Origin of the sequence: Nitrospira sp. ND1 (genome assembly GCF_900170025.1) — a bacterium.
Lineage (GTDB): Bacteria > Nitrospirota > Nitrospiria > Nitrospirales > Nitrospiraceae > Nitrospira_A.
Map to the genome: position 1 here is coordinate 2,984,997 of NZ_FWEX01000006.1, position 25,457 is coordinate 3,010,453.

The 25,457-nt window shown below is 57.9% G+C and carries 18 protein-coding genes; 8 read left to right on the top strand and 10 right to left on the bottom strand.

The genetic code is table 11. The features are described 5' to 3' along the window. Positions 1-37: 37 nt before the first annotated feature. A complete protein-coding gene (locus NSND_RS18805) occupies positions 38-1,276 on the top strand; it encodes a multiheme c-type cytochrome (protein WP_159450880.1) in 1,239 nt (412 codons plus the stop codon). An 89-nt stretch (positions 1,277-1,365) separates the two neighbouring features. Here the strand turns inward: NSND_RS18805 and NSND_RS18810 are convergent, their stop codons facing one another. Beyond that, on the bottom strand, positions 1,366-1,620 hold the full coding sequence (locus NSND_RS18810) for a hypothetical protein (RefSeq protein WP_080880450.1): 255 nt from the start codon (positions 1,618-1,620) through the stop codon (positions 1,366-1,368). A gap of 364 nt (positions 1,621-1,984) precedes the next feature. Between NSND_RS18810 and NSND_RS18815 the strand changes: the two genes are divergently transcribed. The 5 genes from NSND_RS18815 (at position 1,985) to NSND_RS18835 (ending at position 10,064) form a co-directional block, all read left to right on the top strand. After that, positions 1,985-4,039 (top strand): sodium-translocating pyrophosphatase, encoded by a 2,055-nt coding sequence (locus tag NSND_RS18815; RefSeq protein WP_080880451.1) that lies wholly within the window; start codon positions 1,985-1,987, stop codon positions 4,037-4,039. Positions 4,040-4,202: 163 nt separating this feature from the next. After that, entirely contained in the window at positions 4,203-4,400 is a 198-nt protein-coding gene (locus tag NSND_RS18820) for a ubiquitin-like protein Pup (protein ID WP_080880452.1), read from the top strand. 208 nt (positions 4,401-4,608) lie between these two features. After that, on the top strand, positions 4,609-6,315 hold the full coding sequence (recJ, locus tag NSND_RS18825) for a single-stranded-DNA-specific exonuclease RecJ (RefSeq protein WP_080880453.1): 1,707 nt from the start codon (positions 4,609-4,611) through the stop codon (positions 6,313-6,315). A 2-nt stretch (positions 6,316-6,317) separates the two neighbouring features. Beyond that, on the top strand, positions 6,318-8,501 hold the full coding sequence (locus NSND_RS18830; protein ID WP_080880454.1) for a RelA/SpoT family protein: 2,184 nt from the start codon (positions 6,318-6,320) through the stop codon (positions 8,499-8,501). A 48-nt stretch (positions 8,502-8,549) separates the two neighbouring features. Then, on the top strand, positions 8,550-10,064 hold the full coding sequence (locus NSND_RS18835; RefSeq protein ID WP_080880455.1) for a mechanosensitive ion channel family protein: 1,515 nt from the start codon (positions 8,550-8,552) through the stop codon (positions 10,062-10,064). 16 nt (positions 10,065-10,080) lie between these two features. Here the strand turns inward: NSND_RS18835 and NSND_RS18840 are convergent, their stop codons facing one another. Further along, positions 10,081-10,530, bottom strand: coding sequence for a DUF192 domain-containing protein (locus NSND_RS18840; RefSeq protein ID WP_080880456.1), 450 nt, complete (start codon positions 10,528-10,530; stop codon positions 10,081-10,083). Between the two features lie 201 nt (positions 10,531-10,731). Here NSND_RS18840 and NSND_RS18845 point away from each other — a divergent pair, with 201 nt between their 5' ends. Both NSND_RS18845 and NSND_RS18850 read left to right on the top strand, forming a co-directional pair. Next, complete coding sequence (locus NSND_RS18845) at positions 10,732-10,917, top strand: hypothetical protein (RefSeq protein WP_080880457.1); 186 nt, start codon at positions 10,732-10,734, stop codon at positions 10,915-10,917. A gap of 142 nt (positions 10,918-11,059) precedes the next feature. After that, entirely contained in the window at positions 11,060-11,671 is a 612-nt protein-coding gene (locus NSND_RS18850; RefSeq protein ID WP_159450881.1) for a flavodoxin family protein, read from the top strand. Positions 11,672-11,712: 41 nt separating this feature from the next. Here the strand turns inward: NSND_RS18850 and NSND_RS22240 are convergent, their stop codons facing one another. The 8 genes from NSND_RS22240 to NSND_RS18890 form a co-directional block, all read right to left on the bottom strand. Continuing rightward, positions 11,713-11,928, bottom strand: coding sequence for a (2Fe-2S)-binding protein (locus NSND_RS22240; RefSeq protein ID WP_080880459.1), 216 nt, complete (start codon positions 11,926-11,928; stop codon positions 11,713-11,715). Positions 11,929-12,423: 495 nt separating this feature from the next. Continuing rightward, complete coding sequence (locus NSND_RS18860; protein WP_080880460.1) at positions 12,424-13,713, bottom strand: 4Fe-4S dicluster domain-containing protein; 1,290 nt, start codon at positions 13,711-13,713, stop codon at positions 12,424-12,426. Positions 13,714-13,821: 108 nt separating this feature from the next. After that, positions 13,822-17,265: a molybdopterin-dependent oxidoreductase gene (locus tag NSND_RS18865; protein WP_080880461.1), complete on the bottom strand. Its 3,444-nt coding sequence runs from the start codon at positions 17,263-17,265 to the stop codon at positions 13,822-13,824. Positions 17,266-17,751: 486 nt separating this feature from the next. Next, a complete protein-coding gene (locus NSND_RS18870; RefSeq protein ID WP_080880462.1) occupies positions 17,752-19,173 on the bottom strand; it encodes a sigma-54-dependent transcriptional regulator in 1,422 nt (473 codons plus the stop codon). 189 nt (positions 19,174-19,362) lie between these two features. Continuing rightward, positions 19,363-20,550, bottom strand: a complete 1,188-nt coding sequence (locus tag NSND_RS18875; RefSeq protein ID WP_080880463.1) for a calcium:cation antiporter — start codon at positions 20,548-20,550, stop codon at positions 19,363-19,365. Between the two features lie 41 nt (positions 20,551-20,591). Continuing rightward, a complete protein-coding gene (gene sugE / locus NSND_RS18880) occupies positions 20,592-20,906 on the bottom strand; it encodes a quaternary ammonium compound efflux SMR transporter SugE (protein WP_080880464.1) in 315 nt (104 codons plus the stop codon). Between the two features lie 189 nt (positions 20,907-21,095). After that, a complete protein-coding gene (locus NSND_RS18885; RefSeq protein ID WP_080880465.1) occupies positions 21,096-24,227 on the bottom strand; it encodes an efflux RND transporter permease subunit in 3,132 nt (1,043 codons plus the stop codon). Between the two features lie 4 nt (positions 24,228-24,231). Further along, positions 24,232-25,398 (bottom strand): efflux RND transporter periplasmic adaptor subunit, encoded by a 1,167-nt coding sequence (locus tag NSND_RS18890; protein ID WP_235000312.1) that lies wholly within the window; start codon positions 25,396-25,398, stop codon positions 24,232-24,234. Between the last annotated feature and the right edge of the window lie 59 nt (positions 25,399-25,457).

A 25,457-nucleotide genomic window follows, 5' to 3' on the forward strand; every position in this document is an offset into this window, starting at 1 on the left:
AGCGAGGATTGAGTACTGTGCGAAGGAAACGCCGACGGTGAAGAATCGACGAGGATTGCTGCAGGGAGTCGTGATCGGCCTGGTGTTGCTGGCGGTGGCCATCACCAGCTACGGCGTGCAGCAGGGATTAGCCCAAGATGCCAAGGCCCAGGCCACGATCGAAAAGGCTTTTCCCAGCTCAAGCAAGTGTAAGCGATGTCATGAGCGTGTGTTTGAAGAGTGGGAGACGTCGCCGCTTTCGCGTTCGATACATACGCCGACCTTCCGGGCGGCGCTCGATGCCTACCTGACCTCCTCTGCCGGGAAAGACAAAGCCCTGTGCTTTCGCTGTCATGCCCCGCATGTGCGCGAGTTTGCCGATCAGGCTCAATTGTTCGTGACTCAGGCCCAATCCGGTGAGCCATCATTGGATGGTGTGGCCTGCGTGCAATGTCATCTCATCAAGCAGGTCGATCGGACGAAACAACCGCCTGAGCCGAAGTACGATCTCGGCAGCAAGACCATGTATGGCCCATACAAAGATTTCGCGCAGAACCTTGCGCATCAATCCATGGAATTGGGGCTCTTCCACAAGTCTGACCTCTGCTTGAATTGCCACCAGGTGGTGCCCGCTGCGGCGGACCTCGGCAAGAGTAACGACTTGTTGGGGAATTGGGACCAGAGCAAAGCCGTGAAGTCGGGCAAGGAATGCCAGACCTGTCATATGCCTGAGCAGGTAGGGGAATCCGCCAATGGAGAAGCCAAGCGGAAGGTGGCGAATCATACGTTCCCGGGCCGCATCGGTCAGCTCAGGCAGGAAGCGGCCAAACTGGAAGTCTCGACCAAAGTAGAAGGGGAGAAAACTACCGTGACGGTAGCGGTGCAAAGCCTGGTCCCGCACAACCTGCCGACCACCCACCCCGGTTGGGCGAGCGTCGTCTTGGAATTGGATATCAAGGGCAAGAACCTGAAGACCGTGTTCAACGACAAACGCGTCTACGGCCGGACCTACGCCGACGCCAAAGGCCAGAAGACGGTGTTCGATTTTGAGGCCATCAAGGTGCTTGAAGAAACGGTCCTCAAGCCGGAAGAAAAGCGCGTGGAAACGTTTACCTTCACGACACCGAAGGACACCAAGACCTTCGACGTCGAGGCCATGCTCAGTTACGCTCCTGTGACCGGGCCATCTGCCTTTTTGCAGCGCATTGAGGCGGAATCCTCCAAGGGGGCGCAGGATCCTGTGTTTCAATCCATCCCCATTGCGAAGTTCAGCGAGAACATTCCGGTCGCCAGGTAGCGTTGCCCGTTATTCGTGAAGCGTATCTCGTCCAAGACCACGTGTCTTACGGTCACACGAGAGCCGAACGACGCGTCACGAAGTGCGGATTACTCGGAGATGATGCTGGAACCGGGGGACTTCATCTTGAAGATCTGAATGGCGCTGTAGATACCCTTGGCCGGGTGGTTGAGGATGAGTCGTGAGTTGGTGATGTGCGTATCGATCAATTCGTACTGTCCGCCGCTGTAGTACACATCGCAGTCGTCGATCTCGCAATTCTTATACACGTGATTGTCCAGCGCCAGCTTGGTTTTACTGAACTTTTGCTGATCGATTAAGATATATTCCGGCGCCAGTCCCATCGAGTACTCCTCCATCCGCGCGCACTATAACAAAGTCGCTGTCCTTCCGCAAACGGTGAGCTGCGAGGCTTCGGGCGAGGTGTCGTGCCTCCAACCCTTCACGCCGGCCATCTTTCGCCTTGATCCGATTCCGACCTCGCTATAGAATGGCGCCACTTTCCCGCTCGTTCGCACCGTGTCTGTTGTCGGGCATGCAGTATTTCTTCCTGCTGCATTCTCAGCTCGCGATAGGTTTAGTCCACGGAGATTCTGTGACATTCGTCGACCGTTGTACGTGACTGGTTCATGTTCGCGACGGGGTATTCTCGTAGACACTTGAGCTGGATTCTCAGTTTCACCATTCTGTTAACAGGAGGAGAACACTGTGAGCGACTCAGCAATTGTGACCTTTGCTCTGATTGCGGCGATTGCCGGTATTGCCTATGGCCTCTATCTTGCTATGTGGGTGTTCAAGCTCAACGCGGGTAATGCGAAGATGCAGGAAATTGCGAAAGCGATTCAGGAGGGCGCCGGCGCCTATATGAATCGCCAGTACAAGACGGTGGGCATGGTGGCGGCGGTGCTGTTCGTAGTGCTCTGGGGGGCGGGCGCCGTATCGGATAAGTTCGGAATGCTGACGGCCATCGGATTTTTAATCGGCGCCGGGGCCTCGGCACTCGCTGGTTATGTGGGTATGATCATCGCGGTCCGGGCGAACGTGCGGACGGCGCAAGCCGCACACAACGGCATGAATGCGGCGTTGACCGTCGCGTTCCGCGGCGGCGCGGTGACGGGGCTGTTGCTGATCGGGCTCGGCCTCTTGGCGATCACCAGTTTCTACACACTGGCCTCGCAGATGGCCGGGCAGGAAAAGGCGATTCATGCCTTGCTCAGCCTCGGTTTCGGAGGCAGCCTGATTTCGGTGTTTGCGCGCGTCGGCGGTGGCATCTACACCAAAGCGGCCGACGTGGGCGCGGACCTGGTCGGCAAAGTGGAAGCAGGCATTCCTGAAGATGATCCTCGCAATCCGGCAGTCATCGCCGACAACGTGGGCGACAACGTCGGCGATTGCGCAGGCATGGCGGCGGACCTTTTCGAAACCTACGCGGTGACGACTGTGGCCGCGATGGTTCTCGCGTTCACAATGTTCAAGGGCGTCAGCGCGCCGATTCTGTATCCGCTCGCGTTGGGCGGTGTGACGATTTTCGCGACCATCATCGGCATTTTGTTTGTGAAGGTGAGCCCGGGCGGCGAGATCATGCCGGCCCTGTACAAGGGGTTGTTTGTGGCCGGCGGGATTGCGGCCGTGGCGTTCTACCCGATCACCTCGAAGATCATGGAGGGCGTCGGTGGGGTGAGCGGTATCAGTTATTACCTGGCGGCGTTGATGGGGCTGGCGGTAACGCTCGCATTGGTGTTCATCACCGATTATTACACGTCCAAGGACTATGCGCCGGTGAAGGATATCGCCAAGGCCAGCGAAACGGGTCATGCGACCAACATCATTGCCGGTCTGGCGGTGGGCATGCAGTCAACGTCCGCCCCGGTGATCGTCATTGGCGCGGCGATTCTCGGCAGTTATTGGATTTGCGGCGGCGCGGCGGCGGGTGGGCTCTATGGCGTCGCTGTGGCTGCGGTGTCGATGCTCTCGATGGCGGGGATCGTGGTGGCGATCGATGCGTTCGGCCCGATTACGGACAATGCCGGTGGGATCGCTGAAATGGCCCATCTGGGGAAAGAAGTGCGCGACATCACGGATCCGCTCGACGCGGTTGGGAATACGACAAAGGCGGTCACCAAGGGTTATGCGATCGGCTCTGCCGCACTCGCGGCGGTGGTCTTGTTTGCGGAGTTCGCCCGTGAGGTGGCCAAGGGGAGCCAAGCCAGCACCTTCGATCTCTCCAATCCCTTGGTACTGGTCGGGCTCTTTCTCGGGGGAATGTTGCCGTTCATTTTCGGCGCGTTGTGTATGAAGGCGGTCGGCCAGGCGGCCGGGCTGGTTGTGGAAGAGGTTCGGCGTCAGTTCCGGACGATCAAAGGCATTATGGAAGGTACCGGAAAGCCGGAGTACGGCACCTGCGTGGATATCGTGACGCAGGCGGCGATTCAGAAGATGATGATTCCGGGGTTGATTCCCGTCGTGGCCCCGATTCTGGTGGGCGTCATCCTTGGACCACAAGCGCTTGGCGGAGTGCTGGTGGGGAGCATCGTGACGGGTCTCTTTGTGGCCATCTCCATGACGAGCGGCGGCGGCGCCTGGGACAATGCCAAGAAGTACATCGAAGAGCAGGGCCTGAAGGGGACCGATACGCATAAGGCGGCGGTGACCGGGGACACGGTCGGCGACCCGTACAAGGATACGGCCGGGCCGGCGATCAATCCGATGATCAAAGTCATCAACATCGTGGCGCTGCTGATCGTCTCGCTCATTGTGAAATAGCTGCGGGTGTGAGGTGGGGTTGGTCGCTCGTGAGGCGTTCCAGGCGTTATGCGAGCGACTCCGTACACAATGTGCTCCTTGGCTTGACGCGTTCGACGACCCTAGAGTAAGGTGACAAGGAGTGGGTAGTTCGAACAGGTTCTGATTGACTGGAGGTGCTCCGATGGAGAAACAGGAGAGGAGACCGGAATCCAGGAAAGACTCTCATCAGAAGGAAGAGGTCAAGCCGAATCCAAAAGTCGTCGAGTCCGGGAAAAAGATGAAAGAAGACATCGACAAGTTGGTCGATGAAATCGACGACGTGCTCGAAAAAAATGCCGAAGAGTTCGTGAAGAACTATGTGCAAAAGGGAGGGGAGTAGTCCCCTCCCTTTTTGTTATCCGCTCCCGGTCCTTCCCTCCTTTTTGTGCCACGACGCTTCGTCCGTTCATCAGAGGGCTGATCGTGACCCGACGCTGCGCCTCGTTCTATCCGGCGCGAGAACCCGTTTGACAAAAAAATGGTGAGTCGATACCATTCCCCTTACTTCTCAGTAACTTCTGAATATTTCAGGCAAAGACAGAGGATTCATGCAGGAAAAACTGTGGGTGTTTCGACCGTCTGATATCGCCTTGCAGAATAATTTGTCGCGGCAGCTCTCGATCTCGCCGGTGACGGCCTCGGTGCTCCTTGCGCGCGGTGTCACGACTTCCGATGAAGCGACCCGTTGGATGTCCGGCGTGCAGGGCGGGCTGCACGATCCATTTTTGCTCCCTGATATGGAACCGGCTGTCGAGCGGTTACATCAGGCCCTCGCTCGCCAGGAGCGGGTCTGTTTTTACGGCGATTACGATGTCGATGGGGTCTCGGCGACGAGTCTCTATCTGTCGTTCTATCAAGGTCTCGGCGGGAATGCCTGTGGCTACATTCCGCATAGGGTTCGCGAAGGCTACGGGTTGAACGAGGGGGCGGTTCGTCGCTTAGCGGAAGAGGGGATTTCGCTGCTTGTCACCTCCGACTGCGGGACGACCTCGCATCATGAGATTGCGGTCGCCAGGGAACTCGGCATGGATGTGATCGTCACGGATCATCATCAAACGGATGCCACGATGCCTGCCGCCCTTGCCGTGCTCAATCCGCACCGGCGCGATGCGATCTATCCGTTTAAAGGGCTCTGCTCGGCGGGGTTGGCGTATAAGGTGGTGTCGGCTTACCAGCAACGGTATGGATCCGGCGACGTGGAGCCTGACTCCTGCTTGGATCTGGTCGCGTTGGCAACGGTGGCCGACATCGTGCCGCTTCAGGACGAGAATCGGATTCTGGTGCGGGAAGGCCTGACCCACATCACGCGCGGAGCCCGCGCTGGAATTCGCGCGCTCAAGCAGGTAGCCGGTATCGCGAAGGCCTGTACGAGCGAGACGATCGGTTTCCGCCTCGGCCCCCGGTTGAATGCCGCAGGACGGCTGGATCATGCCATGCTCTGTGTACGGCTGTTGACGACGGAGTCCGATCAGGAAGCCATGCAGATTGCCGAACAGTTGGAGCAGTTGAACCGGCAGCGGCAACAGATCGAGGAAGGCATTACCGGCGAGGCGGCGACCTATCTGCAGCAGGATGAGCCGGCCGCGGCGATCGTCTTAGGCTCGCGTGACTGGCATCTGGGTGTTGTGGGGATTGTTGCCGCTCGCTTGGTGGACCGGTTCCATCGTCCGAGCATCGTGATGGCGATCGATGGGCAGGGCATAGGGAAGGGCTCGGCCAGGACGGTGGAGGGGTTCGATCTGTATCAGGGATTGTCCGAGTGTAAGGATCTGTTGGAGGCCTATGGCGGTCACCCGAGTGCCGCTGGACTGACGCTCAAGGAACCGCGGTTGGAGGAATTCCGCCGGCGGTTCTGTGAGGTGGTGGCTCAGTGGGCCGGGAGTGCTCGCACGGTGCCGACCCTGCACGTCGATGCCGAGGTGAAGCTGACGGATGTCAATTTTGACCTGATCCAGGAACTGGAATCCCTGCATCCCTTCGGGGCCGGCAATCCCGAACCCACCTTGGCTGTTCGCGGCCTGGATGTGGTGGACGCACGAGTCGTCGGCGAGAAGCATCTGAAGTTGCGTGTTCGGCAAGGGCGGTCATTTATCTTCGATAGCATCGGCTTTCGCATGGGCTCGTTTGAAGAGCTGGGGCTCAGGGCCGGTCGACCGGTGGACTTGGCTTTCAGCCCCGAGCGCAATCATTGGAACGGCTACGATCGAGTGCAGTTGCGTATCAAGGCCCTTCGCATGAGCGGTGAGGTGTCGTAACTATGCCGCACGAGACGGTGACAGAGCTGAGTCAGCTGATCGATCGGGTGAAGAGCTACAACGTCGAGGCGGACCTCGATCTTGTGCGCCGGGCTTATGATTTTTCGGCCAAGGCGCACGAAGGACAGATGCGCCGATCCGGTGAGCCCTATTTTCGGCATCCTCTGGCGGTCGCGGGCCTGCTGACCCACTTAAAGACGGATGTCACGGCCATCGTCGCAGGCCTGCTGCACGACACGCTGGAAGATACGCTGGCTACGCCGCTTGAGTTGGAACAGCGATTCGGGAAGGACGTGGTGCATCTGGTCGACGGCGTGACCAAGATCGGCAAGATTACCTTTCGGAACTACGAGGAAAAGCAGGCGGAAAATTTCCGCAAGATGGTCTTGTCGATGGCGGACGATATCCGCGTCGTCCTCATCAAGCTGGCGGATCGGCTCCACAACATGCGGACTCTGGAATATCTGAGCGAGGGGAAGCGGCAACAAATCGCCCAGGAGACGCTGGAGATTTATGCTCCGTTGGCCAATCGGCTGGGGATCGGTTGGATTAAGAACGAGCTGGAAGACCTCTGTCTGAAACATCTCAAGCCGGATGTCTACGAGTCGTTGCGCGTTCGGGTGGCGAAGCGGGACGAAGACCGGCAGCAGTACATCATTGAAGTCATCGACCTGGTGAAGAAGGCCATGGCCGAGGCCGGTTTGCAGGGTGAAGTCTCCGGCCGCCCCAAACACCTGTACGGCATCTACCAGAAGATGGAGAAGCAATCGATCTCATTCGAAGAGGTGTACGATCTCGCCGCGCTGCGCATCATTACCGACATCAAGATGAACTGTTATGCGCTCCTCGGTGTCATCCATTCACTGTGGCGCCCGTTGCCGGGCCGCTTCAAGGACTACATCGCGATTCCGAAATCCAACATGTATCAGTCGTTGCACACCACCGTCGTCGGTCCCCAAGGCGAACATGTCGAGTTTCAGATTCGGACGGAGGAGATGCATCGCGTTTCTGAACAGGGCATCGCCGCACACTGGAAATACAAAGAGCACGGGCGGATCGACGAGAAAGACGGAAAGGTTTTCAGTTGGCTACGCCAGTTTGTGGAATGGAATCAGGATTTGCCGGACAATCGTCAGTTCATGGATTCGGTGAAGCTGGATCTTTTTCACGATGTCGTCTACGTCTTTACCCCCCAGGGCATGGTGAAGGAATTGCCCAAAGGCTCCACTCCGGTGGATTTTGCCTATTCCGTCCACACCGAAATCGGCGACCACTGTGTGGGGGCGAAGGTCAACGGCAAGATCGTTCCGCTGAAACACATGATGGAAAGCGGAGATATGGTGGAGATCCTGACCGCCGCCAATCAAACGCCTCACCGGGATTGGTTGAAATTCGTCCGCACGTCGCGCGCGAAAACCAAGATCAAACATTGGATCAAGGCCGAAGAGCAATCCCGTAGCATCGAGATTGGCAAGCGGTTGTTGGAAGCCGAGTTCCGCCGGCATGGCCTGGCGCCCGCCCAGATGATGCGGTCGGAACAGCTCCTGGCCGTGGCCAAACAGGTCGGGTATGAAACGCCGGAGGAACTGGCCGCAGCCGTCGGCTTCGGCCATGTGCCGACCTCGCAGGTGATGAGCAAAATCAATCCGCCCGTCGCGACGGAAGGACAGACGGTCGCCCCTGAGGTTCCGCCGCCGCCGAAACCGGTCACCGGACGGACCGATGACACGGGTGTGCAGGTCAAAGGCGCGCGGGACCTGTTGATGCAACTTTCCCGTTGTTGCAATCCTGTGCCGGGCGACCGCATCTTGGGGTATATCACCAGGGGACGTGGACTCACGATTCATACCGTGGATTGTCCCAATTTGGAAGCGTTGGACTATGACAAGAACCGGCTGGTCGAAGTCGAGTGGGACCATTCCACGCCCAGTACACACTCGGTCAAGGTCTCGGTCATCGCCGTGGACAAGACCGGAGTGCTGGCGCATGTCTCGACGGCCATCTCCGAATGTCAGGCCAATATCAGTCGGGCTGAAATTACGACCCGCGAGGATCGGAAGGCGATGCTGGATTTCATCATCGAGGTCTTGGACACCGCACATCTGGCTCGGGTGCTCAAGGCGATTGAAAGGGTGGATGGCATCATCACCGTGCGACGTGTTCGCTCCTGGCAAGAGCGTTCCTAGCCCGAGAGGTGTTCGTGTGTTCTCCTCCCCGCATCAGGTGAGATCCGCATGAGCCTCGGTCTACTGGTCGGCACGGTGATGGCGATGCTTGCCGTCATGGCCGGGGTGTTGATGGGCCTGACCTATCTGTTGGCTCGACGCGGCAGGTCGGCGCCGCCGCTCCCGTTCTATGCCGGCGGTGTGGCACTGGTGCTCGTCACCGCCGCGTTGGTCGGCCGCAGCGAACTCGTGAGTCACAGTCCGCACTTTGTCCGGTCGGGACTCGATGTCGCGGCCTGGCTGGGCGCCTCTTTTTTTCTCTTCACGATTCTTGATGCCCTGATCATCGGCGAATGGCTGATCGAACGAGGGCAGCGCTATATCCCCGATATTGTCCGGCAGCTGCTCATCGGCGCGGAAGTGGTGGCTGCCGGAGTGTTGATCCTCTGGCTGGTCATGGGGATCAACCTCGTGGCCCTGGTGGCGTTGCCGACCGTTGCGGCGGCGATGGTCGGTGTCGCGTTGAAAGATACGCTGACGCGCTTCTTTTCCGGAATTGAGCTGGGAAAGATTGTGAAGGTGGGGGAGTGGATTACGGTGGTTGATCGTGAAGGGATGGTGACCCACATCGGCATGGAGCATGTGACGCTGCTGACTCGCGCTCAGGATCTCGTCTCGCTGCCTAACGATCTGGTGATCCAGAGCGGGGTGACGAATTTCAGCAGGCCCACCACGACGCATTTCTGTAACGTGTATGTCGATGCCGCCTATCGCACTCCGCCTGAGCAGGTCTGTGCGACGTTGCTTGAGGCGGCTGTGGCGGTGCCGGGGGTATTGCAGGATCCGAAGGCGACCGCTCTGGTCACGGCATTTAACGAATCGGCGATTCAGTATCGAATCAAATTTCCGATCAGTGATTTCGCACAGCGGGATATGATCGAGAGCCGGATGCGGACGTACATTTGGCATGCCTTTGCGCGCAATGGAATCGAGATTCCCTTTCCACAACGTGTGCTGCATCAGACGGTCGAACCGGAGGTCGTTGCGAACGGGCAGGCGGTCGGGCGCATGGTTGCCCAACTCGCGGCGGTCGACTTTTTGGGTACGCTGGATGCCAAGCAGCTCGAAGCGTTAGCGAAAGAAGCGCGATGGGAGTCCTACTTACCTGGCGAACGGGTTGTTCGTCAGGGGGAGCCCGGAGAGGTCCTCTACGTCATCGCTTCCGGAAAAGCTGATGTGCGGTTGGAACAGGGGGGGCTCAGTTCGACGGTGACAACGCTTGAAGCGGGGAAGTTTTTCGGCGAAATGTCTCTGTTAACTGGGGAGCCGCGTTCGGCCACGGTATCGGCCGCGACGGAATTGTTGGTCATTGCCGTCGGGAAGCAGTCGTTGCTGCAGGTTGTTCAGGAGGATCGCCGACTGATCGAGCGCATCGGTGAAGTGGTGGCCCGTAGACAGGCGGCGACTGCGGCAGCGAAAACGCAACTGTCTCGTGAGGCAGCGGCCCTTTCGGCAGTCACACACGCACGTTCCCTCGTCGAGCGCATTCAGAACTTTTTCTGGGGTGCGCGCAAGGCGCAGTGATCAGGTTGAAGGCTGGTCAGGGCTGTTTGAAGCTCAGTTTCATACCGCGTTGAAGCTGCAGTGCCGCCGCACGGCCCCCGCCGAGTTCCAAGACGTACAGCGCACCTTCATCCGAGTGGTACTGTGGACAGCCGTCGTCCTGTCTGGTGCAGATGGGGACGTTTCGTTCGATATGGACGATCGTTTTCTTTGCGTCCATCCAGATGATATCGAGTGGGATCTTGGTATTTTTCATCCAGAATGTCCAGGGCTGGGCGTCGCCGAAGATAAAGAGCATGCCGCGGTCATCCGCGAGATGCTCTCGAAACATCAAACCCTGGGCACGTTTCAATGCCGTATCGGCTAATTCCGCCTGGATCAGTGTACCGGTTGGCGTTTTGACCGTAATGAGCGTATCGGCCTGCGGATCGGCGGCCAAGCTGAAGCAGGTCATACTCAGCATGGTGATACCTGTAAGGCACCACATCGCAAGTCTCAGTAGTGCCGGACAGTGTGTATTATCAAGGCGATCTGTTGTGTCGAGCGTCACGGCTGCATCCTAGCGGGCTCCTCGCGGGCCGTCAAGATACTGAACGTGTCCGGGGGCTGAGTGTGCGACGCTGTGTTGCAATTTCGTCGGCGCCTATGCCATCCTCGGCCTATTATTTGACTTGGATGGAGGCTGTTCATGAAAGAAACGCGACGTGTGGTGTACATGCGAGGCGTGTTTGTCTGTCCGAAGTGCCGCCAATCATATGTGCAGGAAAAGTGGATTGAGGAGTTCAGAATTCGCTGCCACAAGTGCGACTATCGCGGAACGTTGACCCAAGTGTCCGTCGAAGAGCACATGGACGAAGAAACCGTTCGCCGGTAAGCGCTACGGTTCTGTTGGGCGAGTTTTCCGGAGATCCAGTCCCCAATCCTCGATTCGAAAATGCGACTAGTTCATGCCAGGCCGCTCATGGCCTGGCCCAGCCGATGTCAGGGTTGTTTTCTTCTCCAGTGAGAGGTGCGTCATGATTCAGCTGGGGCGAGTGCTGCTTCTGTGCGTCAGCAGTCTTCTGGCCTGGCCGATCATTGGCCGAGCGGCTGATAGCCCGCTGGCGATCAATGTGCTGGTGGCGTATCACTCTCTTTCCGGGCACACCGAGCGAATGGCCGAGGCGGTTGCAGAGGGCGCTCGATCGGGGCCCCAGACGCATGTTGTCCTGAAGCGTGCGGGGAAAGTGACGGCTGAGGAATTATTCGCCGCCGATGCCATTGTGCTCGGGTCTCCTGTCTATTGGTCCAACATGGCCGGTGAGGTGAAGACGTTTATTGACGACTGGCAATTCAAGTTCGGCGTGTTCCCGGAATTCAAATTGAAGAACAAGGTAGGGGCTGCATTTGCAACCGGCGGCCAGATTTCCAGCGGGAAAGAGCTGACGATGCTCTCAATCCTTGCGGCGATGCTGGGGAATCAGATGATTGTCGTCAGCGGTGGTGGTGCGTTTGGCGCTTCTGCGACAACAGAAGGCGACAGTCCTGGCATTGATGCGCAAGAGCTGACTGGAGCCCGCGAGTTGGGTCGGCGGGTGGCTGACGTTGCCGGTGCGGTCAAGAGGGGATTCGAGTCACAGGGAAAATAATGCCGGTTCGAGCGGGCGGTGATTGCTTCCGAATCGGGATTCTAGGACCGCACCGGATTTTGACAGGTAGTCTCCATCTGGCTCTTCGCCAGCGACACAAGTTCGTGGATATTCTTCGCGCAACGGCCGCAGCATCCGTTATCGCGCAAGCCGAATTCAGCAACGATTTGCCTGGTGGTCAGGAAGCCCTGACGACCGGCCGCCCGCACATCTGATTCCGTTAAGCCCTTACATAAGCAGACATACATGAGTGGCATCTCCCACTGATGATCGGTTGTCCTTGCGGGCGTCTGACGCGTTCAATTTCTCGATACTGATAACTGTTCTCAACTATGGTGAGTATAGCGGTCAAATGGGGACCTGTCAACATCTGTACAGATACCCTCCATGATGGGGATGAGCTGCGTGTTTCCTATGGCCCGACCAGATATTGGGAAACGCAATGTATCCAAGGCTTCGCCGTGACGATGAAACCTGGTACTGGAGGAGGAATCGGGCCGTTTCTTGGGGGGTACTAAGCAGAAGGGGGTTCTCGTGGGGTATGCAGCTTAGCCGTTGTGATCGTCTGCGCTTCGGCGCTCTTTGTTCTGCTGGGTAAGAGAAGTGCCTGAATAGGAGCAGTCGCCGGCTCTGTGAATGTCTGCCTCTTGCCTGAAAGTACGAAGGCAGGAAGTTCTTTCGAACTTCCTGCCTTCGTTGTGCTGCGGTCCTTCACTGACGAGAGAAGTTGCCCTCTCTCGTCAGTGTGAGTCTTACAGCCAGTTCACGCGCTCGGCCGGCCGAATGTAGATCGGCTCTTCGACCTGAATACGCGCCACTTCCTTGCCCGACTTGTTGAAGCCCAACACGGTATCGTTGTACATGTCGAACCGCTTCCCGTGGATCTGGGTTTCAAACACTTTCGGACCCGGAATGACATCGTACCGGAAGACGATCTGCTGGCTGGCTCTCCAGAGCTGGAGGACGGCCAACAGTTCGCGGCTGGGCACGAGGTACTTCTCGATGGCGTTATCCACGCCCGGGCCGAACATCTGCCGCGCGTAGCCTCGTGGGCTATGCCGTGGCGGAATGTAGTAGCCGTTGGGCTCGGTGCCCCACTGCGGATACAGCGGGAGCGCCACCTGCTCCACACGAATCGTGTAGTACAGGGGATGCCAGCGGTCTTCCGCCCACAGGCCGTCTTCCCCGATGCGCATCAACGACTGCATGCGGATTTTGCCCACGCAGGCCGCCATACAACGCGTTTCCATCGGTTCGCCGCCCGTCAGCGGGTCTTTGCCTTCGATGCGCGGATAACACGCGATACACTTTTCCGAGACGCGCGTCGTGCCCCGATACATCGGCTTCTTGAACGGGCACTGTTCCACGCACTTCTTGTACCCGCGGCACCGGTTCTGGTCGATCAACACGATGCCGTCTTCCGGCCGCTTGTAGATCGCCTTGCGCGGGCAGGCTGCCAGGCAGCCCGGATAGGTGCAGTGGTTGCAGATCCGCTGCAGATAGAAGAAATACGTCTCATGCTCCGGCAAGCTGCTGCCGGAGAGACGCCACGGTTCGTCGCGCGTAAAGCCCGACTTGTCGATGTTCTCGACCAGGGCCCGCATCGAGGTCGCCGTGTCTTCATAGATGTTCACGAACCGCCATTCCTGGTCCGTGGGGATGTACCCGATCGCCGCCTGCCCGACTTTGGCGCCGGCGTCGAAAATGGTCATTCCCTCGAACACTCCGTACGGCGCATGGTGCTTGCGTCCCACGCGGACGTTCCACACCTGGCCGCCCGGGTTCACCTGCTCGATGAGCTGGGTGATCTTCACGTCGTAGAACTGCGGATACCCGCCGTACGGCTTGGTTTCCACGTTGTTCCACCACATGTACTCCTGCCCCTTCGAGAAGAGCCAGGTCGACTTGTCGGCCATCGAACAGGTCTGACAAGCCAAACAGCGATTGATGTTGAACACAAAGGCAAACTGCCACTTCGGATGCCGTTCCTCGTAGGGATACAGCATCTTCCGTCCCAGTTGCCAGTTATAGACTTCTGGCATTGTGAATCCTCCTTCTGAACATGATCATGTAGTTAATGGTTCGCATTCGTTTCAAGCACCGAGGACGAAGTGCCGAGAGGCGTGCCTCTCAGACTATGTACCTCTGTCCTAGACCTTGATCTTGATATGTTCACCCTTAAGCCACTTGATCATGAACTCGTTTTCCTGACCTGGCGTGAACCCGGTCCGGACTGGTTCCCACGGACCACGCGCTCCGATACCGCCGTCTTCCGCCTTGGTGATGCGGATCAAGCATTCCTTCGGAACGGTGTTGATGCCATGGTGATCGATGGCATAGCCCCACTTGAACTTCCAGGCAATCGTGTGCTTGCCGGGGAGTGAGTCGGTCTGGTGCATCGGCATCAACCAGCTTCTGGTAAACGACTGTTGAGCGCCGTACCGGAAGTTGGACTGATAGCCGGTGTCCACCGCAATGGCGCGTCCGTCTGGCCGCGTCTCGTGACCTTTCACCGACTTCGCCGTGGCCACATACGGGGCATGCTTTGCCATCGTGACGTGGTACGGATACGCCGGGTTGTACTTGGCACGAATCATCAAACGGGACACCTTGTAGAACGGATCCGACGGCTTCCAGCCACGATAGGGCCGGTCCACCGGGTTACCGTCGACAAAGACGTAGTCGCCGTCGTTGATGCCGCGGTCTTTCGCCGCTTGCGGGTTGATGTGCAACTGGTGTTCTCCGACACCCGGTGTCCGTTTGTCCATGCGGTACGGATCGCCGAAGTTCGACTCATAAATCTGCACCCAGTCGTTCACCGACCATTGGCTATGCACCCGGTGCCGGGTCTTGGGCGTGACGCAGTAGAACTGGTAGCCCTTTTCCCACAACGGGTTCGGATGCCGCTTGATTTCCGCCCACGGCAGCTTGATGTTTCGCACGTGCTTGTCATCATGGTGCTGCGCGGTGATCGGAATACCGTAGTCATCCGGCCGAATGAACGGATTGTTCGAGAAAATCGCATTCGGCAGATACGGGGTACACTCCGGGCCTTCCCGGTGTGAAATGAAGTTTTCCCCGTATTCGATGGCTTCCGGCTCAATACGGTAGGTCTCGATACGACCCGACCGCGTCCACTGGGGCTTGGACTCGTTGGTCTCTTCCCAGAGCGGGTGGCGCGGATAGGTACGACCCATGACCATCCAGCCCTTTTCCGACTTCAACATGACGTCAGCGCTGTATCCGTAGCAGGTGGCGCTGGCATCCAGCATCCGCTGCGGATAGACATCGACACGGTTCATGTACACGAAGTGGAACACGCCGCGGAACCGCGCATCTCCGGTCATTTCAGCCAACTTGGCTGCGACGCCGGCGAAGGTGTCCGCATCGTTACGGGTGTCGTACAGCGGACGGATACCACCCTTCCAGATCTGAATCCACGGATTGGAGACCGTGCCAGTCATTTCCGGATAGGTGAACTCCATCCAGGAGTTACAAGCAAACGCCACGTCGGCATGGTTGACGTCCGAGGTCATCTCGATGTCTTGCGTGACGATCATCTCGATGTTCGGATCGACGTTTTTCACCATGTCATAGTGGTGCTTGGCGTTGTTGAGAATGTTCACGTTGGTCACCCAGCGGACTTTGCTGGGGCTCGGCATGTGGGTCTTGCCGGTGAACACTTTGCGTCCGTACTTCGGCGTGTTGACGATCAAGGCCGTATCACCATGGTTCCAGTAACCGACTTCTTCACCATAGTAGTAGGAACGGGTCTTGATCTCTTTGCCGTGCGCATTCGGATCCAGGGTCAGGTTGAAGGGATCTTCACCGGTGTGCACCGCGAGTCCCGCGCCGGACCAAGGAACGGCGTTCCAGATACCGGCCTTGTAGTTACCGGACCAGGTATGGCAGCCCGTCCCGAACTTTCCGATGTTACCGGTGATCGTCATAATGAACGCAGCCGCCCGGCCCATTTCCGTCATGTGGAAATAGTGACAGACGCCTTCGCCGTTATGCATCGCAGCCGGCTTGATCGTGCCTGAATCACGCGCCCAACGGACGATGAGGTCCTTCGGGGCACGGGTGATCTGGTGCGTGGTGTCCAGATCGTAGTCCTGCAAGTGGACCTGATACATCTGGTAGATCGACATCACGTCGATCTCGCGGCCGTTGAGCAGCTTGACTCTGAAGGTTCCGGTCAAGGCCGGATCAATGCCGCTCTCCTTGAAGTGGAAGCCGACCTGTTCCCGGTGCAGGGGAACAGCCTTCCCCTTCGCCAGGTCCCAGACCATCATACCGCCGAGCCGTTCCACCTGCTCGGGCTTCAAGGATTGGATGCGTCCCGAATAGCTCTTCGAGAAATCCGGGAACTTGTAATCCGCAATCACATCGCGCGGATCGAGATACTGGAGCGTATCCGTCCGTACGAGCAACGGCAGGTCGGTAAATTCCTTGATGTAATCGATATCCTGCAAATTCTCATCGAAAATGATCTTTGCAGCGCCGAGGAAGTTCGCGCCATCGGTCTCCGGCCGCAGAGGAATCCAGTAGTCTGCGCGGTAGGCCGTCGGGTTGTATTCCGGCGTAATGACAACGATTCGCGCGCCGCGCTCGATCGACTCGAGCTTCCAGTGCGCTTCCGGCATCTTGTTCTCGACGAAGTTCTTACCCCAGCTGGTGTTCAGCTTGGAGAAGCGCATGTCGGAGAGGTCGACGTCGCAATTCTGAGTCCCGTTCCAGAACGGATGGGACGGATCCTGGTCTCCGTGCCAGGTGTAGTTGGAATAGTACTTTCCGCCCTGCGCCTTATCCGCATCGACTTTGCGAATCCAGGAGTCCAGCAACGGAAGACATCCGCCGTTGAAGCGGGTGTTCATCATCTTACCGACGATGCCGAGCACCGGCATACCGGCGCGATGCTTGAACGTCCGCACGCCCGCACCCTTCATCATTTCGATCATTTCCGGAGCATAGCCCTGCTCGCGGAGACGACGGGCACCGGCTTCACCGCTGTAGCGCGTCGCGATGAGCACGGCGGCTTTGGCGACATAGGTGAAGGCCGTATCCCAGGAGACCCGGTTGAGGTCGTCCAGGAAGCGGCTGTCAAACTTGTACTTGCGCTTCACATCGGGCGTCAGCTCGGGGGAGCCGTCGTCCATCCACTGCTTCCAACCCTTCCGCATCAACGGACCCTTCAGACGATAGGGGCCGTACACGCGACGGTGGAAGGTGAAGCCTTTCAAGCACATGCGCGGGTTGTGCGCGAACGTTCCGCGGTTGCCGTATAGGTCTTCATAGGTTTGGTGGTCATAGTTCTGCTCAACGCGCATGACGACGCCGTTCCGGACGAAGGCCCGGACGCGACAGCCGTGGGTGTCGTTCGGTGAGCAGCACCAGGTAAAGGATGAGTCGTACCGGTACTGGTCGTGATACACACGCTCCCAGGACCGATCCGGGTACTCACCCAGCGGGTTCCCAACCTCGATGACCGGCTGCAGCGCGGTCAACGCGAGGACTTTATCCGCCACGGCCACGGCCGCGACGGTTCCCGCCGAGATTTTGAGAAACTGTCTCCGTGAAACGGAAACCTGCATAATAGCTACCTCCTTGTGAGGCACATGAGTCCCTCATGCACCTGTTCGTACAACCTCACTACACTCACGTGGATGCAATCTTGTCTGGAGTACCTCCTTTCCGTGTGTCGAATTGGAAACATTCGCCCCTCGCAATTCGAAATTGTCGAGCGGACATTCGCTCGCGATGTAGGAGTATTACAATTCACGTGCCGACGATGGCCAAAAATGTGGCTCCGTTTCGTCTTGGTAATGAGGCATTGAAATTAATAAAATCAATATGTTGAGATTCATCTTGGGATGGGGAAGAGAAGGGCAATGGATGACGAAAACTCAGGGGTCAGTAACTGCTGACTACTATGGGGGATGTACGGACTAAGATATTGAAATATAAAGATTTATCTGTGTCTGTAAACACGGACGCGCAGGTTTATTGTTGGTTTATTCAATGAAAACAATTGCTTATATTGTTTTCGCGTGGGCGGGTGTCATGCTTTGCTGACACCGCTATTTTTCGTCTTTTGTATAGCGGCGCATGATCTCATGGAAGTAGGAACGTGGCAGTCCGGCGTCCTGGGCGGCATGGGTGACGTTCCCCTGATGGATCGTCAGTTTGGTCGAGATGTACCGTTGGTTGAAGGCTTCCAGTACCTGTTCCTTGGCTTTTGCATACGGCAGGTGAAGATAGTCTTCTTCGGGGGCCTCGCGCTGTCGCTCGTCTGGCACGGCGAGCATGCCGGCTACATCCGCGATACCGATGCGGTCGCCCTTGGCGAGCATGACCGCCCGTTCCATCACGTTTCGTAATTCCCGGACATTCCCCGGCCATGGGTAAGCGACGAGCTCTGTGACGGCGGAGGGATGGAGATCCTCCACGCGTTTCGTAAACTCCTTGGCATAGCGTGCAATGAAGTGTCGGGCGAGCACGGGGATATCTTCCGTCCGTTCACGGAGAGGCGGGACGCGGATCACCATGACATTGAGGCGAAAGAACAGGTCTTTCCGGAACTCGTTCCGCTTTACCTTCTCAGCCAGGTCCTGATTGGTCGCGGCGATAAAGCGGACGTTCACCTTCCGCTGCTGGGTGCTGCCGACCGCCCGCACTTCCCCGGCTTCCAGCACACGCAGGAGTTTCGCCTGCAGATTGGCGGGGAGGTCGCCGATTTCGTCGAGAAAGACGGTGCCGTGGCTGCCTGACTCGATCAAGCCGGTTCGGTCCGCCACTGCGCCGGTGAATGCGCCGCGGACATGGCCGAACAACTCACTCTCCACGGTGCCTTCCGAGAAGGTGGTGCAGTCGACAACCTGGAACGGGCCATCGCTATCGAGACTGCGCTCGTGAATCGCCTTGGCGATCAATTCCTTACCCGTGCCGGTTTCCCCGATGATCAGTGTGGTGGAGGGGACCCGGGCGATGGCTTCGATCATGGCCATCACGTTTCTGATCGGGGAGCTCACACCCACCAGGTTCTTGAAGGGAATGCGTGGCGCGGCAGGCTCGTCCGGTGAGGCCTGCAGGAGGATTTCCGACATGCGCATGGCCCGATGAATGCGCGCCGACAGATCCATCGTGTCGTAGGGCTTCACGATGTAGTCGAATGCTCCATGGCGCATCGCGTCAATGACCGTCTCGATCGCATGGACCCAGCTGACGATGATGACGGGGATACGCCGGTTCAGGTCCTGTACCCGCCGCAGGAGTTCGATTCCGCTCATGCCCGGCAGCCGCACGTCGGCAATGATCAGATCGATCGGTTGCTGTTGCAGCCGCTCCAGCGCGCCCTCGGCCGTGGCGTTGATGACCAGCGTGACCTGCTCATCCTCATGGCGGGGCAGTTCATGCTCGACCGTGCGCAAGAACATGTCCACGTCGCCCGCGTCGTCCTCGACCAGCAGGATCGTGAAGACTTTGTGCTTGGTGCCTGACATGCGTGTCTTTCTCGGAAACTCCTACAGTCCGCTCACAGCAATGGTTTTTTGATCTGGTGCGGTTCAGACTGGCCCGGGGTCGGCCATGAGTGCGTTGCGTGAATTGCTGTCCTCTGGCCCGTATCTTAGGAGGCGAAGGCGAGGCAAATCAACTCCGTGGCCCACTCCAAGCAGGGCCGTATCCCGACGCTATTTCTCAAAAATCAGCATGAGGTAGGCCAGGAACAGGAGCAGGTGGACGGCTCCGAGCAGGACATTGGTGCGTCTGACGGCAAAGGTCAGCATGCTGACCACGAAGGTCAGGACCAGGAGGATGGTATCGACTGTGTCGATCCCGAGAATGATGGTGGATTCAGTAAAGAAGCCGATAGCGAGGACGGCAGGAATGGTGAGGCTGATACTCGCGAGCACCGATCCAAGGAGAATATTGACGGAGCGCTGCAATTGATTGGCCAGAGCGGCCCGGACCGCGCCAAGAGATTCGGGAGCCAGCACCAACCCGGCCACCAGCACACCGCCTAACGCGTGGGGGGCCTTCCATAGGCGAAGTGTGTAATCGATCGGTGTCGCCACATGTTCCGAGAGAATGACGAGCGGGAGCAGGTAGGCCACCAGGAGGAGTGTATGGCGCCAGACAGGTGTCTTCGGGGCCTGTTCAGTCTGATGGAGCAAGGCCATTTTTCGCTTGCTCTGGCTCCGGGGTGCCACGAAGTAGTCGCGGTGGCGCAGATTTTGAATCGCGAGAAACACACCATACAACCCCAAGGACATCACGATGAGAAAGGTGGATTGATGGGGGGAAAATGTCGGACCGGGTGAGGAAATCGTATAACTCGGCAGCACGAGCCCCAACACCGCCAGCGGGACAATGACCGCGAGGAACGCGTTCGCCCCTTGTAGGTTGTAGGTCTGTTCGTGATACCGCAGGCCGCCGAGCAGGAGCGAGAGGCCGACCATGCCGTTCAGTACGATCATGACCACCGCAAACATGGCGTCACGCGCCAGCGACGCATTCCCGTTGCCCGTATACATAAAGGCCGTGATCATCATCACTTCGATCCCGGTGACCGACAAGGTCAGAATCACGGTTCCCATCGGTTCGCCGAGCCGCTCTGCAAGGTGCTCCGCATGACGAAGAACGGCAAAGGCGGAGAGAATAATCACGAGCAGGAGCCAGCCGAGGATGGCGCTCAATCGAACGGGACTAGAGAGGTCGCTCAGCCACTCATGGCCATAGTGAAAGAACAGGGCGGCAGTTCCGACAGGCAGGAGCAGGAGCCACTCTCCAAGCGTCCAGCCGGTCGGCTTCGGGGTGTTGCGATTCGGGAAGTGGAGTAACGGAGATTCGTGCTGAGTGGGTGTAGTGAGTGGCAACATGGTCTACGTGAATCCGCCAATGAACATCGCTGCCGCCTGGCTCAGGAAGTGCTTCTGAGTCCGATGATGCCGAGTACGATGCAGAGCAACGAGAGCACTTTGATGGCCGAGGCAGTTTCTGCAAAGAGGACCATGCCGAGGACAGCGGTGCCTGCCGCGCCGATACCGGTCCATACCGCATACCCGGTTCCCACGGGGATTGTTTTCAAGGCGTGCGCCAGGCAGCCGAAGCTCGCTGCCATGGCGACCAATGTTCCGACTGTGGGCCACGGCCGGGTAAATCCTTCGGTGTACTTCAACCCGATGGCCCAACAGATTTCAAAGAGTCCGGCGACACACAGTAAAGTCCACGCCATAGTTTCGGTTACATCGACCTTCGTGACGTATGACTTAGAGAGGGAGCATCAACGTCAACATGGAAACACTCCCAGGCTAGAGATGGTACACGATCATCTCTTCCGAGTAACCTCGGCATATCACTAGGGACATCGAGCGGGGCGACTGAATGGAATACGGGAGACGCATTCTCAGTAGATGGACAGTCGTCAGCGGGCGGGTTCCGTTTCGAGCGCTGCCGGTTTATCGGGACGATCAAGCCATTTGTACAGTACAGGCAAAACGACCAGGGTCAGGAGCGTGGAACTGACGAGCCCGCCGATGACGACCACGGCGAGGGGACGTTGGACTTCCGATCCGATCCCATGCGCGAACGCCAGCGGCATCAAACCGAGGAGGGCGACCAATGCAGTCATGAGAACAGGCCTGAGTCGAAGTGTGCAACCTTTGATGATCGCCTCGTCGCCCTGAAGGCCATCCGCACGCAACTTGTTGAAGTAGGAGACCAGCACAATTCCGTTGAGCACCGCCACGCCGAACAAATTGATGAACCCCACGGAAGCCGGCACACTCAAATATTCACCCGTCAGCCAGAGTGCCACGATCCCGCCGATCATCGCGAACGGCAGATTCATGATGATCAGCGCCGCATGGCGGACGGAATTAAACGAGGCAAACAAGAGGATGAAGATCAAGCCGATCGTGATCGGTAAGATGATTTTTAACCGTGCCATGGCTCGCTGCATGTTTTCAAACGAGCCTCCCCAGACAAAGTGATAGCCGGCCGGTAGATGGATCTGTTCCCCGATTTTGGCTTGCGCTTCTGCAACGACGCTTTCGATGTCTCGGCCGAGGGTGTTGAACCCGACATAGATCCGGCGCTGCAGGCCCTCGCGACTGATCAATGAGGGTCCTTCTTGCAGCTCGACCGTGGCGAGATCTCCGAGCGGAATCAGGGCACCGGAGGCCGTAGTCAGCAGGATGTTCTTAATCGTGTCGACGCTGTTTCGGTATTTTTCAGGATACCGCAAGGTCAGATCGAATCGTTTGTTTCCCTCATAGACGCGGGTTGCCGGTTCTTGCCCGATCGCCGTGGTAATAATTTCCTGAATATGGGCGACATTGATACCGTGGCGAGCGATCTTGCTGCGATCGATGTCGATGGTGAGGTAGGTCTGGCCGAAGAGTTGTTCGACCCGCACATCGCCCACGCCCCTGACCGATGCCATGATGGTTTGAATCTTTTCCGCCGTACTTCTCAGCACCGACAGATCGTCTCCGAGTATTTTTATGGTGGCTTCCGATCGGACGCCGGACAGCAGCTCATCCACGCGTTGTTGGATCGGTTGGCTCAGCAGATAATTGGCTCCGGGCACTTTTTCAATGCGTTTGCGGATGGCATTGTCCAAGGCCGATTTGGTCTTGGCGGTGGTCCATTCGTCCATAGGACGGAGACTCACGACCGGATCGCTGGCATTGGGTTCCTGAGGATCGTTTCCCATCTCCGAGCGGCCGATCTTGGACACCACCATGCGCACTTCGGGAAACTCCATCACGGCGCGTTGCATCTCTTTTTCAATCTCGATAGATCGATCCAGCGCGATGCTCGGATAACGAATGGTCTGGGGCGAAATCGCCCCCTCATTCAAGATGGGAATAAACTCTCCTCCGAGGAAGGGAAACAGGGACAGGCTGGCGCCCAGAAGCCCGAGTGCGATGGTCAGCACGGTGACGCGATGCCCCATCGCCCAGCGTAATGTCGGGAGATAGGCCCATTTGGCCCAGCGGAGCAGGAACGTGTCCTCTTCCGTTCCTCGCTTCAGTGCCATCGCGCAGAGAACAGGGGAAAGAGTCAGCGACAAGACCAAGGACACCAGTAACGCGATGATGATCGTATTGGCGAGCGGCTGAAACATTTTTCCTTCCATGCCCTGCAGCGTCAGAATCGGAAGGAAGACAAGGATAATGATCAGGATGCCGAAAATCACCGGTTGTCCGACTTCGGTGACGGCATGTAAAATGACCTCGGTTTTACTGAGGCGGTCGTCTCGCTGTTCGGCGAGGTGCCGATACACATTCTCTACCACCACGACTGAGCCATCGACCATCATGCCGATAGCGATAACCAGTCCGCCGAGTGACATGAGATTGGCCGTCAGTCCAACCTGGTCCATGATGATGAAGGTGACCAGCGGCGTCACGATCAGTGTGGCGGTCACGATGAGGGCGCTTCGTACGTTGCCAAGAAACAGAAAGAGAATGACGACCACGAGCACAATGCCCTCAAGCAGCGCTTTGTAGACGGTATCCAGCGCTGCCGTAATCAGTTCGATTCGGTCGTAAAATGGAATGATGCGCAATCCGTCAGGCAGCAGGCGTTTGTGATGAATCTCTGAGATTTTGTCCTTGATGGATTGCACCACGTCCCGGGCATTGCCGCCACGCAGCATGAGCACGATGCCGGTGATCACTTCATGTTTTCCATTCAGCACGGCGGCGCCGTGCCGGACGGCGTGCCCGATCCGGACCTCCGCCACATCCCGAACGTAGACGGGGGTACCACCCACCTGTTTGACGACGATGTGGTCGATGTCTTCGAGCGTCTTGATCAGCCCGACACCGCGAATCACATATTTTTCGTCGTCTTTCTCCAGGATGTTCCCGCCGGCATTCGCGTTGTTCTTCGCCACGGCATCGAACACATCGTGAAGCGCCAGACCGTATTTACGAAGCAGACCCGGCTCGACCATCACCTGGTACTGTTTGACGAACCCTCCCAGGGAATTCACATCCACCACATCGGGTAGCCCTTTGAGCAGCGGTCGAATGACCCAGTCCTCAATGGTCCGCCGCTCCATAAGGTCCGAATCGCTCATCACGAAGTCTTTGTCGTTGTCGTGCGGTCCCTCAAGAAAGAATTGGTAGACTTCCCCCAATCCGGTGGTGTTCGGAACCAATTGCGATGAGGAGCCAGGCGGCAGCAGCTCTTGGATTTCCAATATTCGTTCGAGCACGACCTGCCGGGCCAAATAAATATCGATATCGTCCTTGAAGACGACGGTGATCATCGACAGGCCGACCTTTGAAAACGAGCGAATATCCGTCAGCCCCGGCGCCCCCATGAGCTGGAGTTCCATGGGGAAGGTGACGAAACGTTCCACCTCCGCCGGAGACATGCCGGGCACTTTCGTGACGACCTGAACCAGCACGGTGGTGACGTCCGGGAAGGCGTCAATGGCGATGGTCCGGAAGGCATAGACGCCTCCGACGGTCAGGATGCATGCCATGACGACAACCAAGACACGTTGACGGAGAGCGAAAGCCAGAAGAGTAGACAGCATCGGGTTACATCTGTTCCCCGAGCAGTTCGGATTTTAGCACGAAGGCGCCGTTCGTCACGATGGATTCTCCCTCCAGCAGTCCGTCCAGCACCTTAATCTCACGGCCGTTCGAACTGCCTAATTTCACATCGCGCGCCTCGAATATGGCGGGCTCGCGTTCGACAAAGACGAATTGCCGGTCACGGTCGCGTTGAACAGCGGACTCGGGAATGAGAAGCGCGTTCGCCTCCGGTTCGGAATAGACGCGCACGGTGGCATACATGGCGGGTTTGAGCTTACGCTCGGGATTCGGCAATTCCAGCCGAAGACGCATCGTCCGGGTCGCGGGGTCGAGCACGTCTCCGACATAGGTGATGCGCCCTTGGAAGGCTTGTCCGGGATAGGCGGCCACATGGACCTCCACCGATTGACCTGTTCCTGTCTGATCGGGCCGGATGTAGGGGATATCTTTCTCGGGAATGACTGCCGTCACCCAGACATCCGTGAGGTCGGCAACCACGAACAGTTTTTCCGTGGTTTCCACGACCTCGCCTTTGGTTAAGTTACGAGCGATGATGCGGCCGTCGAAGGGAGCCACCACCGGAACGTGTGAGCGGATCGTGTGATTGCGATCTAAGTTGCGCAGGTCTTCATCCGTGAGACCCAGGATCAAGAGGCGGTCGCGGGCCTCTCGCAGCTCGGCCCGAAGGCTGAGCATTTCTCCTTCGCGTCGTTGCAACTCGGCCACGCCGATGACCTTTTCTTTCAAGAGCAATTCCGCCCGGCGGAAGGCGCGCTCGGCGACGTTGAGCTTGGCCGTAGCTTTCAGATAAGCCGATTGCGCCATACCCAGTTCGCTGCTATAGAGCAGAGCCAGCAGGGTCCCTCCCTTCACTTCTCTGCCGAGGTCGGCGTAGACGTCGATGACCCGCCCGCGGACGAGCGTGGTGATTTCGGCTAAGGCATGTTCATTCGGTTCGACGGTGCCGGGGAAGTCACGGATCGTGCGAAACTCTGAGCGTGTAACGGGTTGGACGATGATGCCCGCCGATTTAATTTCCTCGGTGGTCAACCGGACCAGGCTCTTGTCGACGGATGGGGGCGGGTTGGCCCCAGTCGCGTTGGGTGGAGGTCCATCGCATCCGGACAAGGCGAACCACGCAAGCGTGCCGGCCAGCATCGTCAGGGCCAATGGCCGGTCACGTTTCCGTCGGAATGATCTCGATCGAGTCGTAGGTTGTGGAGTATGTT

Excerpts from the sequence above, each read along its gene's own strand:
- NSND_RS18810 (WP_080880450.1), bottom strand. The coding sequence starts at position 1,620 with ATGGGACTGGCGCCGGAATATATCTTAATCGATCAGCAAAAGTTCAGT.
- NSND_RS18820 (WP_080880452.1), top strand. The coding sequence starts at position 4,203 with ATGGAGAAACAGGAGAGGAGACCGGAATCCAGGAAAGACTCTCATCAG.
- recJ (WP_080880453.1), top strand. The coding sequence starts at position 4,609 with ATGCAGGAAAAACTGTGGGTGTTTCGACCGTCTGATATCGCCTTGCAG.
- NSND_RS18830 (WP_080880454.1), top strand. The coding sequence starts at position 6,318 with ATGCCGCACGAGACGGTGACAGAGCTGAGTCAGCTGATCGATCGGGTG.
- NSND_RS18835 (WP_080880455.1), top strand. The coding sequence starts at position 8,550 with ATGAGCCTCGGTCTACTGGTCGGCACGGTGATGGCGATGCTTGCCGTC.
- NSND_RS18840 (WP_080880456.1), bottom strand. The coding sequence starts at position 10,530 with ATGTGGTGCCTTACAGGTATCACCATGCTGAGTATGACCTGCTTCAGC.
- NSND_RS18845 (WP_080880457.1), top strand. The coding sequence starts at position 10,732 with ATGAAAGAAACGCGACGTGTGGTGTACATGCGAGGCGTGTTTGTCTGT.
- NSND_RS18850 (WP_159450881.1), top strand. The coding sequence starts at position 11,060 with ATGATTCAGCTGGGGCGAGTGCTGCTTCTGTGCGTCAGCAGTCTTCTG.
- NSND_RS22240 (WP_080880459.1), bottom strand. The coding sequence starts at position 11,928 with ATGCCACTCATGTATGTCTGCTTATGTAAGGGCTTAACGGAATCAGAT.
- NSND_RS18860 (WP_080880460.1), bottom strand. The coding sequence starts at position 13,713 with ATGCCAGAAGTCTATAACTGGCAACTGGGACGGAAGATGCTGTATCCC.
- NSND_RS18865 (WP_080880461.1), bottom strand. The coding sequence starts at position 17,265 with ATGCAGGTTTCCGTTTCACGGAGACAGTTTCTCAAAATCTCGGCGGGA.
- NSND_RS18870 (WP_080880462.1), bottom strand. The coding sequence starts at position 19,173 with ATGTCAGGCACCAAGCACAAAGTCTTCACGATCCTGCTGGTCGAGGAC.
- NSND_RS18875 (WP_080880463.1), bottom strand. The coding sequence starts at position 20,550 with ATGTTGCCACTCACTACACCCACTCAGCACGAATCTCCGTTACTCCAC.
- sugE (WP_080880464.1), bottom strand. The coding sequence starts at position 20,906 with ATGGCGTGGACTTTACTGTGTGTCGCCGGACTCTTTGAAATCTGTTGG.
- NSND_RS18885 (WP_080880465.1), bottom strand. The coding sequence starts at position 24,227 with ATGCTGTCTACTCTTCTGGCTTTCGCTCTCCGTCAACGTGTCTTGGTT.